A 14,558-nucleotide genomic window follows, 5' to 3' on the forward strand; every position below is an offset into this window, starting at 1 on the left:
TGAAATAAGAGATAAGAAAGAGAGGGTTTTAACTATGGCAGAGGATTTTTTTGGAAATTTAAGTAAAACACTGAAAAAAACAGTGGATACTGTGGGAAAGAAAACAGATGAATTCGTAGAAATTCAGAAGATCCGCACCCGTCAGCATGCGCTTGAGGATCAGATTGAGAAGAATTACCAGGATATCGGACAGATCATCTACAACCGCTATCTGAACGGCGAAGCATTCGACGAGAATCTTGCCGGCATCTGCAAAGATATCACCGATCTGGAAAAAGAGATTGCAGACTGCAGGGAAGACGTGGCAAACAAGAGAGGCCGCATCGTATGCCCGGCCTGCGGCGCAAGTGTTCCGAAAGATGCAGCTTTCTGCATGCGCTGCGGTGCTGCTATGCCGGAGAAGGAAGAAGAGCCGGAGGATGCCGAGTTTGTACACGTAGAACCGGAAGAAAAAGCAGAAGAAACCGAAGCAGCAGCGCCGGAAGAAGAGCCTGAAAAAGAAGCAGAGGTACCGGAAGAGGAATGATCTGGACCCTGCTGCCGGGAGCGGTTTTCCTTGCAGACGGATGCCTGAAAAAGAAGGCAGAAGAGGAGTTAAAGGAAAATGAGCAGATCCCGGTCTGCAAAGGACATATTGTCCTGCGGAAATGTCATAACCGCGGCGTAGCGGGCGGCGGCTTCGCGGACAGCACGAAGAAGGTGGAAATTCTCACCTTCTTTTTGCTGTCCGGACTGTGGGCGCGTCTCGGAGCGCTGGCGGGCAGACGTAAGTGTAAGGCGAAGAAGCTTGGGCTTGCGCTTACGATTGGCGGCGGCATGTCGAACTGGTATGACCGGCATAAGAGAGGTTACGTGACCGACTATGTCAGCTTCCGGTTTGGACCGGAGAAGTTCCGCAGACTTGTGTTCAATGTTTCTGATTTCTGTATTTTCTTCGGACTTGCGCTGCTGACGGCAATTTCCTGCCGGGAGTCCAGGTGATGCAGGATCTCCCGAAAAGCCCTGCGGATGGCGGGCTTTTCGGGGCAAAAAAGAAAATTTGAAATTTTTTGAAAAAATTTGAAAAAAGCTGTTGACAGATTCGGAATCATCTGGTAATATATGTTTTGTTGAACGGCACATGAGAGCCGCAAGACAAGAAATGCAGGAGTGGCGGAATTGGCAGACGCGCAGGCTTCAGGTGCCTGTGGTCGCAAGATCGTGTGGGTTCAAGTCCCATCTCCTGCATTATTTTTTACCCTGCCTGGAATGATGCAGAAACTTCCCGGCAGGGTCTTTTTATTTCTGTGCGGAGAAGATGTGCAGACGGGGAAAGAAAAACAGACGAATCTCAGACAGTGTAAAATTGTTTAAAATTATCACTATTATCCATATTTTTCATAAAATCAAAAAAATTAAAATTTTTTCAAAAAAAGTGTTGACTTTTCTTTAGAAAGCTGTTATTATCTATCTTGTCAAGCGGACAACCGCTAAGACAACTAAGAAATGCAGGAGTGGCGGAATTGGCAGACGCGCAGGCTTCAGGTGCCTGTGGTCGCAAGATCGTGTGGGTTCAAGTCCCATCTCCTGCATTATTTTTTCGCTTTGCGTATCAAGAATTGGTCCGGTGGACCAATTCGGATTGCCCTGATGGGAAGTGTGAAAACTTTCCGTCAGGGTATTTTTATTTTTCCAGAAAAGAAAATAATTCCGACAGGACATTTTATGCCCAATACACACTTCAAAAGTATTCCAGAAAAGAAATTTCCGTAATTCGACAAAAATAGTTGAAATGTTTCCCTGGTTGTGATAGAATCTGAAAGATTAAAGTATGAGATGCATATTTCATACAAACTCAAAACCGAACGAAAAAGAAAGGAAAACGGTGGAATGATGAAAGCTTTTCTAATCTTAGAAGACGGGCATGTCTTTACCGGAACCAGCATTGGTTCACAAAAAGAAGTGATCAGTGAAATCGTATTTAATACATCCATGACTGGATATCTCGAAGTGCTGACTGACCCATCCTATGCGGGACAGGCAGTATGTATGACGTATCCTCTTATTGGAAACTATGGAATTTGTTATGATGATCAGGAGTCCTTAAGACCCTGGCCGGATGGCTATATTGTAAGAGAATTATCCCGTCTCCCCAGCAACTTCCGTTGCCAGGACACCATTCAGAATTTCCTGAAAAAGTTCGATATTCCCGGAATCGCCGGAATCGATACTCGTGCTCTCACCAAAATTCTTCGTGAAAAAGGTACCATGAACGGTATGATCACGACCAACGAAAATTATCACCTCGATGAAATTATTCCAAAATTAAAAGCGTATAATACCGGAAAAGTTGTAGAAAAGGTAACCTGCTCTGAAAAATCAGTTTTAAAAGGAGAAGGCTTTAAAGTTGCACTTCTGGATCTTGGCGCAAAGAACAACATCGCACGTTCCTTAAATGAGCGCGGATGCGAAGTGACCATTTATCCGGCGCTTACTACAGCAGAAGAGATCCTCACCGCAAATCCGGACGGAATCATGCTGTCCAACGGCCCTGGAGATCCGAAAGAGTGCGTATCCATTATCAAAGAGATTAAAAAACTGTACGATTCCAATGTACCGATCTTTGCAATCTGTCTTGGACATCAGCTGATGGCACTGGCTACCGGCGCAGATACCCACAAGATGAAATACGGCCACCGCGGCGGAAACCACCCGGTCAAGGATCTGGCAACCGGAAGAGTTTACATTTCTTCCCAGAACCACGGCTACGTCGTAGATACCGATACCCTGGATCCGAATGTGGCAGTTCCGGCCTTTGTGAACGTCAACGACGGCACCAACGAGGGACTCAAATACGTCGGCAAAAACATCTTTACCGTACAGTTCCATCCGGAGGCATGCCCTGGCCCGCAGGATTCCGGATACCTGTTTGATCGATTCCTTGAGATGATGGGAGGTAACAAATAATGCCAAAGAATCCGAATATTAAAAAAGTTCTGGTTATCGGTTCCGGTCCGATCGTCATCGGACAGGCAGCAGAGTTCGACTACGCAGGAACACAGGCGTGCCGTTCCCTGAAAGAAGAGGGAATGGAAGTTGTTCTTCTGAACTCCAACCCGGCAACCATCATGACCGATAAAGATATCGCAGACCGCGTTTACATCGAGCCGCTGACCGTAGAAGTGGTAGAGCAGCTCATCCAGAAGGAAAAACCGGACAGCGTTCTTCCGACTCTGGGAGGCCAGGCAGGACTGAACCTTGCGATGGAACTCGAAGAAAAAGGCTTCTTAAAAGAAAACAACGTACGCCTGATCGGTACCACAGCACAGACCATCAAAAAAGCAGAGGACCGTCAGGAATTCAAAGATACCATGGAAAAAATCGGCGAGCCGGTAGCGGCATCCCTGGTTGTCCATGATGTACAGGCTGGTATCGATTTCACCAACAAGATCGGTTATCCGGTTGTACTGCGTCCGGCTTACACCCTCGGCGGAAGCGGCGGCGGTATCGCTTACAACGAAGAAGAGCTGATCGAGATCCTCTCGAACGGACTCCGTCTTTCCCGTGTCGGCGAAGTACTCGTTGAAAGATGTATCGCCGGATGGAAAGAGATCGAGTACGAGGTAATGCGGGACAGCGTAGGAAACTGCATCACCGTCTGCAACATGGAGAACATCGACCCGGTCGGCGTTCACACCGGAGACAGTATTGTCGTAGCACCATCCCAGACCCTGGGAGATAAAGAGTATCAGATGCTGCGTACTTCTGCACTCAACATCATCACCGAGCTTGGCATCACCGGCGGATGCAACGTACAGTATGCGTTGAATCCGGACAGCTTCGAGTACTGTGTTATCGAGGTAAATCCGCGTGTCAGCCGTTCTTCCGCACTGGCTTCCAAAGCGACCGGTTATCCGATTGCAAAGGTTGCTGCAAAGATCGCACTTGGCTACACTCTGGATGAGATCCCGAACGCCATTACCGGAAAAACCTACGCAAGCTTCGAGCCGATGCTGGATTACTGTGTTGTAAAAATCCCGCGTCTGCCGTTCGATAAGTTTATCAGTGCAAAACGTACCCTGACCACACAGATGAAGGCAACCGGTGAGGTTATGAGTATCTGCAACAACTTCGAGGGCGCGCTGATGAAAGCCATCCGTTCCCTGGAACAGCACGTAGATTCCCTGATGTCCTATGACTTCAGCCACTTGTCCAAAGACGAGCTGATCGAAGAGCTTCACATCGTAGACGATATGAGAATCTGGAGAATCGCAGAGGCGATCCGTCAGGGCATCTCCTACGACGAGATCCACGAGATCACCAAAATCGATGTATGGTTCATCGATAAGCTGGCTATCCTCGTTGAGATGGAGCAGGCATTACAGGCCAAAGAGCTGGATGAGGATCTGCTGCGCGAAGCAAAACGCCTTGAGTTCCCGGATTACCTGGTGGCAAAACTGGCAGGAAAGACCGAAGAAGAAGTAAAAGCGTTAAGAAAACAGTATGATATCACCGCAGCTTACAAGATGGTAGATACCTGTGCCGCTGAGTTCGCAGCAACCACACCGTATTACTATTCCGTATACGGCGGCGAAAACGAAGCTGTCGAGACAAACGACAGAAAGAAAGTCCTCGTCCTTGGTTCCGGCCCGATCCGTATCGGACAGGGTATCGAGTTTGACTTCTGCTCCGTACATTGTACCTGGGCATTCAAGAAAGAGGGCTATGAGACCATCATCATCAACAACAACCCGGAGACCGTCAGCACCGACTTCGATATCGCAGATAAACTGTATTTCGAGCCGCTGACACCGGAAGATGTAGAAAATATCGTCAACATCGAGCATCCGGACGGAGCCGTTGTACAGTTCGGCGGCCAGACTGCGATTAAGCTGACCGAAGCACTCCTGAAAATGGGTGTGCCGATCCTTGGAACATCTGCAGAGAACGTAGATGCCGCAGAGGACCGTGAGCTGTTCGATGAGATCCTGGAGCAGTGTGAAATCCCGCGTCCGAAGGGACACACCGTATTCACTGCAGAAGAGGCGAAAAAAGCAGCCAACGAGCTCGGCTATCCGGTACTCGTCCGCCCGTCCTACGTCCTTGGAGGACAGGGTATGCAGATCGCCATCAGCGATGAGGACGTCGATGAATTTATCGGCATCATCAACCGGATCGCACAGGAGCATCCGATCCTGGTTGATAAATATCTGCAGGGCAAGGAGATCGAGGTTGATGCAGTCTGCGACGGCACCGATATCCTGATTCCTGGTATCATGGAGCACATCGAGCGCGCCGGCGTTCACTCCGGAGACAGTATCTCCGTTTATCCGGCACAGAGCATCAGCCAGCATGCAAAAGACACCATCGTAGAGTATACGAAACGTCTGGCAAGATCCCTGCATGTCATCGGTATGATCAACATCCAGTTCATCGTATGCGGTGAGGATGTTTACGTCATCGAGGTCAACCCGCGTTCTTCTCGTACCGTGCCGTACATCAGCAAGGTAACCGGAATCCCGATCGTGCCGCTGGCAACGAAAGTCATCCTTGGCCACACGATCCGCGAGCTTGGCTACGAGCCGGGTCTGCAGAGAGAGGCAGATTACATTGCCATCAAGATGCCGGTATTCTCCTTCGAGAAGATCCGCGGCGCAGATATCGCCCTTGGACCGGAGATGAAATCCACCGGTGAGTGCCTTGGTATTGCAAAGACCTTCAATGAGGCTCTTTACAAAGCATTCCTCGGCGCCGGAATCAACCTGCCGAAATACAAAAACATGATCATCACCGTAAAGGATGAGGATAAAGAGGATATCGTTCCGATCGCACAGAGATTCCAGGCTCTCGGCTACAAGATCTATGCGACGAGAAATACCGCGAAAGCCCTGAACGAGAACGGCGTCAATGCGATCCGCACCAACAAGATCGAGCAGCCGTCCCCGAACCTGATGGACCTGATCCTCGGCCACAAGATCGACCTCGTCATCGATACTCCGTCCCAGGGTGTTGAGCACTCCAAAGACGGATTCGTCATCCGCCGGAACGCGATCGAGACAGGTGTCAACGTACTGACCTCTCTGGATACCGCAACCGCACTCGTAACCAGTCTGGAAAATACAGATGTGAAGAAGCTGACCCTGATTGATATCGCAACGATCGACAAGAGATAAGCATGATAGAAGCATAAAGCAAAGAAAAGCTCTCTGCTGCAGAAACAAAGCGGCAGAGAGCTTTTTTGGCCGAATGTGGGTTATGGATTTTACAAAAAAGAAAACGTGACGCGCTTGTGTTTTTGGCATAAGTATGATAGATTTTTAATAGAATGCCAGAAAAGGGCATCCAATTCAAAAAGAGAAAGGTACATATCGTATGAACATCATTGAGTGGTTAAAGGTTATCCTGCTGGGTATCGTAGAGGGCATTACCGAGTGGCTTCCGATCAGCAGCACCGGCCACATGATTCTGGTAGATGAGTTTATTAAGCTGAATGTGACAGCTGATTTCAAGAATGTTTTTGAAGTTGTCATCCAGCTCGGTGCAATCCTTGCGGTTGTCGTCATCTATTTCTGGGATCTCTGGCCGTTTCATGGCAAAAGCAAAGCGAAAAGCAAGAGCTATTTTGCCAATCCAAGCGACAACAAGGTCTTTGCAGGGATTCAGAACTTTGTAGACAATTACTGTTATCTGGACAAAATTATCATGTGGTTCAAGATTGTCGTATCGTGTCTGCCGGCAGCCGTGATCGGACTGGCATTCAACGACTGGATCGAGGCCCATCTGATGAATTACGTGATCGTAGCACTGATGCTGATCATCTATGGTGTCCTCTTCATCATCATTGAGAATTACAACAAGACGAGAACACTGTCTGCAACAAAAATCAAAGAGATTACCTGGAAAAATGCGCTGTATATCGGTGTTTTCCAGCTCCTTTCCATCGTACCGGGAACTTCCCGTTCGGGAGCAACCATCATCGGCGGTATCCTGCTGGGATGCTCGAGAGAGCTGGCATCGGAGTACACGTTTTTCCTTGCCGTTCCGGTTATGTTTGGCGCGAGCCTTTTAAAACTGGTAAAACACGGCTTTGCCTTTACCGGTGTTGAGGTGGCGATCATGATCGTCGGCATGCTGGTGGCATTTGCGGTATCGATTTTTGCCATCAAATTTCTGATGCAGTACATCAAGAAGCACGATTTCAAAGCCTTCGGCTGGTACCGTATCGTACTCGGTGTGATTGTGCTGCTGTATTTCGTAATCAAAACCGTAATTCTGAAAGCATAAAATCGAACAATTCCGAAAATTTACCGGGGAAAATAGAAGAAGAAGTATCGTAAAATGAAAAAAAATTGTGCGATACTTCTTTTTTTACGCGAAAATTACAAAAAACCCTGTAAAAAGTAACCAAAAGCTGATATAATAGGACATAACAGGGGCACAGACGATACAGTTCACCCGCGCCATTCGCAAAACTGCGCTTTCAGCGCTTTCCGCTGCTGCGCAGCTCCTTTTGCTCATTTCTCGGCGCTCCCTTCGTGTGTTCTTGCAAACAAATTTTCATGCAAGCATGAAATTTGCCCGCCAGAACACACGAGTGAACTGTAAATTAAAAAAAATACCGAAAATTTGCCATATTTTTATTGACTAAAGATATTCTTATGGTAAAATAAATGTGTGCGCCCGAGAATATCTTTCTTTTCGGTGCAATCAGTATAGGGTGAACGTATCATCCAGGGCAATCTGGAAATACTTTACTATAACCTATCAAAATTACAAGTAGGAGGAAAAGTAACAATGGCAAAATGGGTTTACATGTTCACTGAAGGTAATGCAGACATGCGTAACCTTCTCGGTGGAAAAGGCGCAAACCTGGCTGAGATGACAAACCTGGGACTTCCTGTACCACAGGGATTCACGGTAACAACCGAGGCTTGTACACAGTACTATGAGGATGGCAGACAGATCAACGACGAGATCATGGGTCAGATCATGGAAGCAATCGATAAAATGGAAGGAATCACAGGAAAGAAATTCGGAGACGCTAAGAATCCGCTGCTCGTTTCTGTACGTTCCGGAGCAAGAGCTTCCATGCCAGGTATGATGGATACCATCCTGAACCTTGGTCTGAACGAAGAGGTTGTTGAAACTCTGTCACAGGCTTCCGGCAACCCACGTTGGGCTTGGGACTGCTACAGAAGATTCATTCAGATGTTCTCTGACGTAGTTATGGAAGTTGGTAAAAAATACTTCGAAGAGCTGATCGACAAGATGAAAGAGGAGAAAGGCGTAAAACAGGACGTAGATCTTGACGCAGATGACCTCAAAAAACTGGCTGAGCAGTTCAAAGCTGAGTACAAAGCTAAAATCGGTGAGGATTTCCCGACCGATCCTAAGGTACAGCTGATGGAGGCTGTTAAAGCCGTATTCCGTTCCTGGGACAACCCGAGAGCAAACGTTTATCGTCGTGACAACGACATCCCGTATTCCTGGGGTACCGCTGTTAACGTACAGATGATGGCATTCGGAAACATGGGAGATGACTGTGGTACAGGTGTTGCCTTCACCCGTGACCCTGCTACAGGAGAAAACGGACTGTTCGGTGAGTTCCTTACCAACGCACAGGGCGAGGACGTAGTTGCCGGTGTTCGTACACCTATGCACATTTCCGAGATGGAAGAGAAATTCCCGGAAGCTTTCAAACAGTTCAAAGAAGTTTGCAAAACTCTGGAAACACACTACAGAGATATGCAGGACATGGAGTTCACTGTAGAGCACGGTAAACTGTACATGCTGCAGACACGTAACGGTAAGAGAACAGCAAAAGCTGCTCTGAAAATCGCCTGCGACCTTGTAGATGAGGGAATGAGAACAGAGGAAGAGGCAGTTGCAATGATCGATCCTCGTAACCTTGACTCTCTGCTTCATCCGCAGTTCGATGCAAAAGCACTGAAAGAGGCTACTCCAATGGCAAAAGCACTGGGAGCATCTCCGGGAGCTGCTTGCGGTAAAATCGTCTTCACAGCTGATGACGCTGTTGCATGGGCTGAAAGAGGAGAAAAAGTTGTTCTGGTTCGTCTTGAGACATCCCCAGAAGATATCACAGGTATGAAATCTGCACAGGGTATCCTGACTGTTCGTGGTGGTATGACTTCCCACGCAGCCGTAGTTGCCCGTGGTATGGGAACCTGCTGTGTATCCGGTTGCGGTGATATCGTAATGGACGAGGCAAACAAGAAATTCACACTGGCTGGCAAAGAGTTCCACGAGGGAGACTGCATCTCTCTGGATGGTTCTACAGGATGCATCTATGACGGACTGATCCCGACCGTAGACGCTACCATCGCTGGCGAGTTCGGAAGAATCATGGGCTGGGCAGATAAATACAGAACCATGAAAGTTCGTACAAACGCTGATACTCCGGCAGACGCTAAAAAAGCTCGTGAGCTTGGCGCAGAAGGTATTGGTCTTTGCCGTACAGAGCATATGTTCTTCGAAGGCAACAGAATCGATGCATTCCGTGAGATGATCTGCGCTGAAACCGTAGAAGAGAGAGAAGCAGCACTTGCTAAGATCCTTCCGGAGCAGCAGGGAGACTTCGAGAAGCTGTATGAAGCTCTGGAAGGCAACCCGGTTACCATCCGTTTCCTGGATCCGCCGCTTCATGAGTTCGTTCCGACTGAGGAAGAGGACATCAAGAAACTGGCTGACGCACAGGGCAAATCTGTTGAGCAGATCAAAGCAATCATCGCTGGTCTGCATGAGTTCAACCCGATGATGGGTCATCGTGGATGCCGTCTTGCTGTAACTTATCCGGAAATCGCTAAGATGCAGACAAGCGCAGTAATCCGCGCAGCCATCAACGTGAAGAAAGCTCATCCGGATTGGAATGTTAAACCGGAAATCATGATCCCGCTTGTTGGCGATATCAAAGAGCTGAAATACGTTAAGAAATTCGTAGTAGAGACCGCTGACGCTGAAATCGCAGCTGCAGGCAGCGACCTTGAATACGAAGTTGGTACCATGATCGAGATCCCGAGAGCAGCTCTGACTGCAGATGAGATCGCAAAAGAGGCAGACTTCTTCTGCTTTGGAACCAACGACCTTACTCAGATGACTTACGGATTCTCCCGTGACGATGCTGGTAAATTCCTGAACGCTTACTATGACGCTAAGATCTTCGAGAACGATCCATTCGCAAAACTCGATCAGGACGGCGTTGGCAAGCTGATGAAGATGGCTATCGATCTTGGAAGACCGGTTAACTCTTCTCTGCACGTAGGTATCTGCGGTGAGCACGGTGGAGATCCGAGCTCCGTAGAGTTCTGCAACAAACTGGGTCTGGACTATGTTTCCTGCTCACCGTTCCGTGTGCCGATCGCCCGTCTGGCAGCAGCTCAGGCAGCTATCGCTCAGAAGAACGCTTAATTTAAGCAGAATCTGTCCGAATCAGGATTTTCATGCAATAGCATGATTTGTGTTCAAACGTAAGGAGACCCCGGCGGTCTGTAGAAATACAGGCGCCGGGGTCTTTTTTATCAATCGTTTAAAATCAAAGTGGGAGGGAAAACGGATGCAGAATGAAACAGCCAAAGAAAACCTGCTGCGGCAGATCCGGGAATACCGTCCGTACAATGAGCAGGAAGAGCGGGATCGGGCGATTCTGCTGAAATGGATGGAGAGCGGATGCGATATTTTGACGCGGGAAAATGAGACCGCACATCTGACTGCCTCCGCCTGGGTCGTAAGCCCGGATCGGAAGCAGGTGCTGATGGCGTATCACAATATTTACCATTCCTGGGCATGGCTCGGCGGCCACGCGGACGGAGATGCGGATCTTTGCAGCGTGGCGGTAAGAGAAGTGAAGGAGGAATCCGGGATTGAAGAGGTGAAGCTCTTATCGGATCAGCCATTCTCGCTCGAAATCCTGTCGGTGGACGGCCATGTGAAGCGCGGAAAGTACGTGACGACACATCTCCATCTGAATGTGACATATCTCATGGAAGCAGACCCGGTACAGGAAATCCGCTGCAAGCCGGATGAAAACAGCGCAGTCGGCTGGATTCCGGTGGAGCAGATCGCAGAAAAATCGACAGAGCCATGGTTTGTGGAGCGTGTGTATGGCAAGCTGTGTGAGAAAGTGAAAAGAGATTTCTGTGAAGTGTAATATGCAATCCGCGTATGAACTGCCATTTAGAATAAGCATTAGACAAATGAGCTGTTAGATGTCTAAAATAGAGACAGAAAGAAAAATGGCAGGAGGGGTTTTATGTTTACAAATCAGGATTTGAAAAAGCTGATTATTCCGCTTTTCCTAGAGCAGCTTCTGGTGGCTCTGGTCGGAATTGCGGACGTGTTTGTTATCGGATTTGTCGGAGAGGCGGCGGTTTCCGGTGTGTCACTGGTCAATGCGTTTAATATGATCTTTATCAATCTGTTCACAGCGCTGGCATCCGGCGGTGCGGTGGTCATCAGCCAGTATATCGGAAAGAAGGACAAGGAGCAGGCGGGAGCGGCAGCTTCCCAGCTTCTGACGGCATCGGTATTGCTGTCGGTTGTTATTTCTGTAGTGGTACTGGTTGCCAACGAACAGCTGATGCGTTTGATGTTCGGCAAGGTTGAGGATGATGTCATGGCGGCATGCGTGACGTATCTGCGTATCTCGGCATATTCCTATCCGGCAATGGCGATTTACAATGCGGGAGCGGCTTTGTACCGCAGTTTTGGAAAAACCAGCACGACGATGTACCTTTCGATTGCATCGAATGTGATCAACGTAGTCGGAAACTGTATCGGCGTCTTTGCTTTGCATACAGGTGTGCCTGGCGTTGCGGTTCCGTCGCTGATTGCGCGTATCTTTTCCGCAGCTGTTATCACGGTTCTCTGCTTCTCAAAGCGAAATCCGGTGCAGTATCTGAAAGAGTGGATTTTTAAAGTAGACTTGAGCTTCCAGAAAACGATCCTCAGTATCGCAGTTCCGAACGGTATCGAGAGCGGTATTTTCCAGCTCGTCAAAGTAGCACTTTCCAGTGTGGTAGCACTGTTTGGTACCTACCAGATTGCCGCAAACGGCATTGCCCAGAGTATATGGTCCATGGCGGCACTCACAAGCAGTGCACTTTCCCCAGTATTCATCACCGTCATCGGACAGTGCATGGGCGCGGGAGATACTGATCAGGCGGAGTATTATTTCCGCAAGCTGATAAAAATCACACTGATCATTGGAGTGGCATGGAATGCGCTTGTCTTTGCAGTCACACCGTTTGTCCTTTCCTTCTATGCGGTGTCCGAGGAGACGAAGCGGCTGACACTCTGGCTGGTACTGCTGCATAATATTTTCAACGGTATTGCACTCTGCTACGCCGGACCGCTTGGAAGCGGCCTTCGTGCGACAGGAGATGTAAAATTCACAATGGGAATTTCCCTCTTCACGACCATCGGCGTCCGCCTGATTTTCTCTGTGATTTTTGCAATCTGGATGAACATGGGCGTTATGGGAATCGCTCTTGCGATGTGCCTCGACTGGTCCGTGCGCGGCATCATCTTCTGGTGGAGATTCAAACAGGGCAAGTGGAAAACGTTTCAGGTTATCCGTGAGTGAAAAAACGATCCTCTTTTTCTGACGACAGAAAAGTTGTTGGGAAAAGGGGATTTTTGGGGTAAAAGGGATTATTTCGGCGCGTTGAAAATCATGCCGGGGTATGGTAAAATGGACTCCGAAAAACAGCAAAAGGAGGAAAATATAAGTAACTAAATATATTGTCAAATGTGATATAATGTGTTTAAACATACAAAAGGAGAATCATATTATGAACACATCAAATATCACAAACTACAAGCCGAAGGATTTTGCTGAATTGTTAGGGATATCTGTTAAAACGCTACAGCGTTGGGACAGAGAAGGGATTTTAAAAGCAAATCGAACTCCAACTGACAGGCGTTATTATACGTATGACCAATATCTTCAATTCAAAGGCATAAATATCGAAAATGATAAACGTCAGGCAGTTATTTATGCCAGAGTATCTACAAAAAATCAAAAAGACGATTTGCAAAACCAGGTCGCATTTTTGCGACAGTTTTGTAATGCCAGAGGAATCATTGTAGACCAATGTATCGAAGAGTATGGAAGTGGTCTTAATTACAACCGCAAAAAGTGGAATAAATTATTAGATGAAGTAATGGAACAGAAAGTAAAAACGATCATCATAACCCACAAAGACAGATTTATCCGATTCGGTTATGATTGGTTTGAAAAATTCTGTATGAAATGCAACACAACGATCGTGGTGGTAAACAACGAAGAATTATCACCACAGGAAGAACTTGTACAGGATATTGTTTCCATACTTCATGTGTTCTCCTGCAGGCTGTATGGACTTCGTAAGTATAAAAAACAAATAGAGAGGGACGAGGAAATTGCTAAAGAGCTTCAAGACGGAAATCCATCCGACAGAAGAGCAGAAAGTCAGGATTCATAAAACAATAGGAACTTGTAGATTTATTTACAATTTCTATCTGGCCCATAACAAGGAACTTTATCAAAATGGCGAAAAATTCATGAGCAGCAGTAAATTCAGAGTCTGGCTGAATCATGAATACCTTCCACAACATCCAGAATATTTATGGATTAAGGAAGCATACTCAAAAGCGGTGACCCAGGCAGTAAATCATGGACAGACTGCATTTAAAAAATTCTTTAATCATGAAAGTGCTTTTCCGAAGTTCAAAAAGAAAGGCAGATCAGATGTGAAGATGTATTTCGTAAAGAATAATCCGAAAGATTGTCGCTGCGAGAGACACCGAGTTAACATTCCATCACTTGGATGGGTTCGTATCAAAGAAAAAGGATACATTCCTACGACGAAAGAAGGATATATCATAAAAAGCGGCCATGTTTCCATGAAAGCGGGCAGATATTATGTTTCGGCTCTTATAGAAATTCCTGATAATAAAACTGCTGATCTTTCTAACGAAGGAATCGGCATCGACCTGGGGTTAAAGGATTTTGCCATTGTTTCAAATGGTAAGACATATAAGAATATCAACAAATCAGCAAGATTAAAGAAATTAGAAAAACGACTCGTTCGGGAACAGAGATGTCTCTCCCGAAAGTATGAAAATCTAAAGAAAGGAGAGTCCACTCAAAGAGCGAATATACAAAAACAAAAACTTAAGGTACAAAAACTTCATCATAAAATAGACAATATCCGTACGGATTACATCAATAAGACAATCGCAGAGATCGTAAAAACCAAACCATCTTATATAACGATTGAAGACTTAAATGTATCGGGGATGATGAAGAACAAACATCTTTCAAGAGCAGTTGCTTCGCAGAAGTTTTACGAATTCAGAATAAAGCTTAAGGCGAAAAGCAGGGAAAATGGTATTGAGCTTCGGGTTGCAGACAGATGGTATCCATCATCAAAAATCTGCCATTGTTGTGGAACGATCAAGAAAGATTTAAAACTTTCCGATAGAACATTTCGATGTCATTGTGGCTATGTCGAAGACAGGGATTTCAATGCGGCACTGAATCTGAGGGACGTAAAAACTTACAAGATTGCATAAGGAAGCAA

At 47.0% G+C, this 14,558-nt stretch carries 10 protein-coding genes and 2 tRNA genes; all 12 read left to right on the forward strand.

Going from position 1 to position 14,558, the window contains the following annotated elements; genetic code table 11:
- The first annotated feature begins 34 nt into the window (after window positions 1–34).
- The 12 genes from DXD92_RS05345 to DXD92_RS05400 all read left to right on the forward strand — a co-directional run bounded on the left by DXD92_RS05345 (window position 35) and on the right by DXD92_RS05400 (window position 14,550).
- The gene (locus tag DXD92_RS05345) at window positions 35–526 is read left to right on the forward strand and encodes a zinc-ribbon domain-containing protein (RefSeq protein ID WP_118640233.1); all 492 of its coding nucleotides are present in this window, start codon (window positions 35–37) and stop codon (window positions 524–526) included.
- Window positions 523–981: a signal peptidase II gene (locus tag DXD92_RS05350; RefSeq protein ID WP_022462960.1), complete on the forward strand. Its 459-nt coding sequence runs from the start codon at window positions 523–525 to the stop codon at window positions 979–981. The genes DXD92_RS05345 and DXD92_RS05350 overlap by 4 nt, the downstream gene beginning before the upstream one ends.
- Window positions 982–1,143: 162 nt before the next feature.
- A tRNA-Leu gene (locus DXD92_RS05355) sits at window positions 1,144–1,227 on the forward strand.
- Window positions 1,228–1,487: 260 nt separating this feature from the next.
- Window positions 1,488–1,571 (forward strand) — tRNA-Leu (locus DXD92_RS05360).
- Window positions 1,572–1,872: 301 nt separating this feature from the next.
- On the forward strand, window positions 1,873–2,946 hold the full coding sequence (locus DXD92_RS05365; RefSeq protein ID WP_118640264.1) for a carbamoyl phosphate synthase small subunit: 1,074 nt from the start codon (window positions 1,873–1,875) through the stop codon (window positions 2,944–2,946).
- A complete protein-coding gene (carB, locus tag DXD92_RS05370) occupies window positions 2,946–6,152 on the forward strand; it encodes a carbamoyl-phosphate synthase large subunit (RefSeq protein ID WP_022462958.1) in 3,207 nt (1,068 codons plus the stop codon). Before DXD92_RS05365 ends, carB begins: the two co-directional genes overlap by 1 nt.
- A 199-nt stretch (window positions 6,153–6,351) precedes the next feature.
- The gene (locus tag DXD92_RS05375; protein WP_117760874.1) at window positions 6,352–7,263 is read left to right on the forward strand and encodes an undecaprenyl-diphosphate phosphatase; all 912 of its coding nucleotides are present in this window, start codon (window positions 6,352–6,354) and stop codon (window positions 7,261–7,263) included.
- Between the two features lie 510 nt (window positions 7,264–7,773).
- Window positions 7,774–10,404, forward strand: coding sequence for a pyruvate, phosphate dikinase (ppdK, locus tag DXD92_RS05380; protein ID WP_118595188.1), 2,631 nt, complete (start codon window positions 7,774–7,776; stop codon window positions 10,402–10,404).
- Between the two features lie 145 nt (window positions 10,405–10,549).
- Window positions 10,550–11,143 carry an NUDIX hydrolase gene (locus tag DXD92_RS05385; protein WP_022462955.1) on the forward strand — a complete coding sequence of 198 codons (594 nt, stop codon included), beginning with the start codon at window positions 10,550–10,552 and terminating at the stop codon, window positions 11,141–11,143.
- A 102-nt stretch (window positions 11,144–11,245) separates the two neighbouring features.
- Window positions 11,246–12,577: an MATE family efflux transporter gene (locus tag DXD92_RS05390; protein ID WP_117814222.1), complete on the forward strand. Its 1,332-nt coding sequence runs from the start codon at window positions 11,246–11,248 to the stop codon at window positions 12,575–12,577.
- Window positions 12,578–12,800: 223 nt separating this feature from the next.
- Window positions 12,801–13,457, forward strand: coding sequence for an IS607 family transposase (locus DXD92_RS05395; protein WP_199669522.1), 657 nt, complete (start codon window positions 12,801–12,803; stop codon window positions 13,455–13,457).
- Window positions 13,396–14,550, forward strand: a complete 1,155-nt coding sequence (locus DXD92_RS05400; RefSeq protein WP_118640234.1) for an RNA-guided endonuclease InsQ/TnpB family protein — start codon at window positions 13,396–13,398, stop codon at window positions 14,548–14,550. The genes DXD92_RS05395 and DXD92_RS05400 overlap by 62 nt, the downstream gene beginning before the upstream one ends.
- The last annotated feature ends 8 nt before the right edge of the window (window positions 14,551–14,558 follow it).

This window comes from Blautia sp. TM10-2 (assembly GCF_003480845.1).
Lineage (GTDB): Bacteria > Bacillota > Clostridia > Lachnospirales > Lachnospiraceae > Fusicatenibacter > Fusicatenibacter saccharivorans.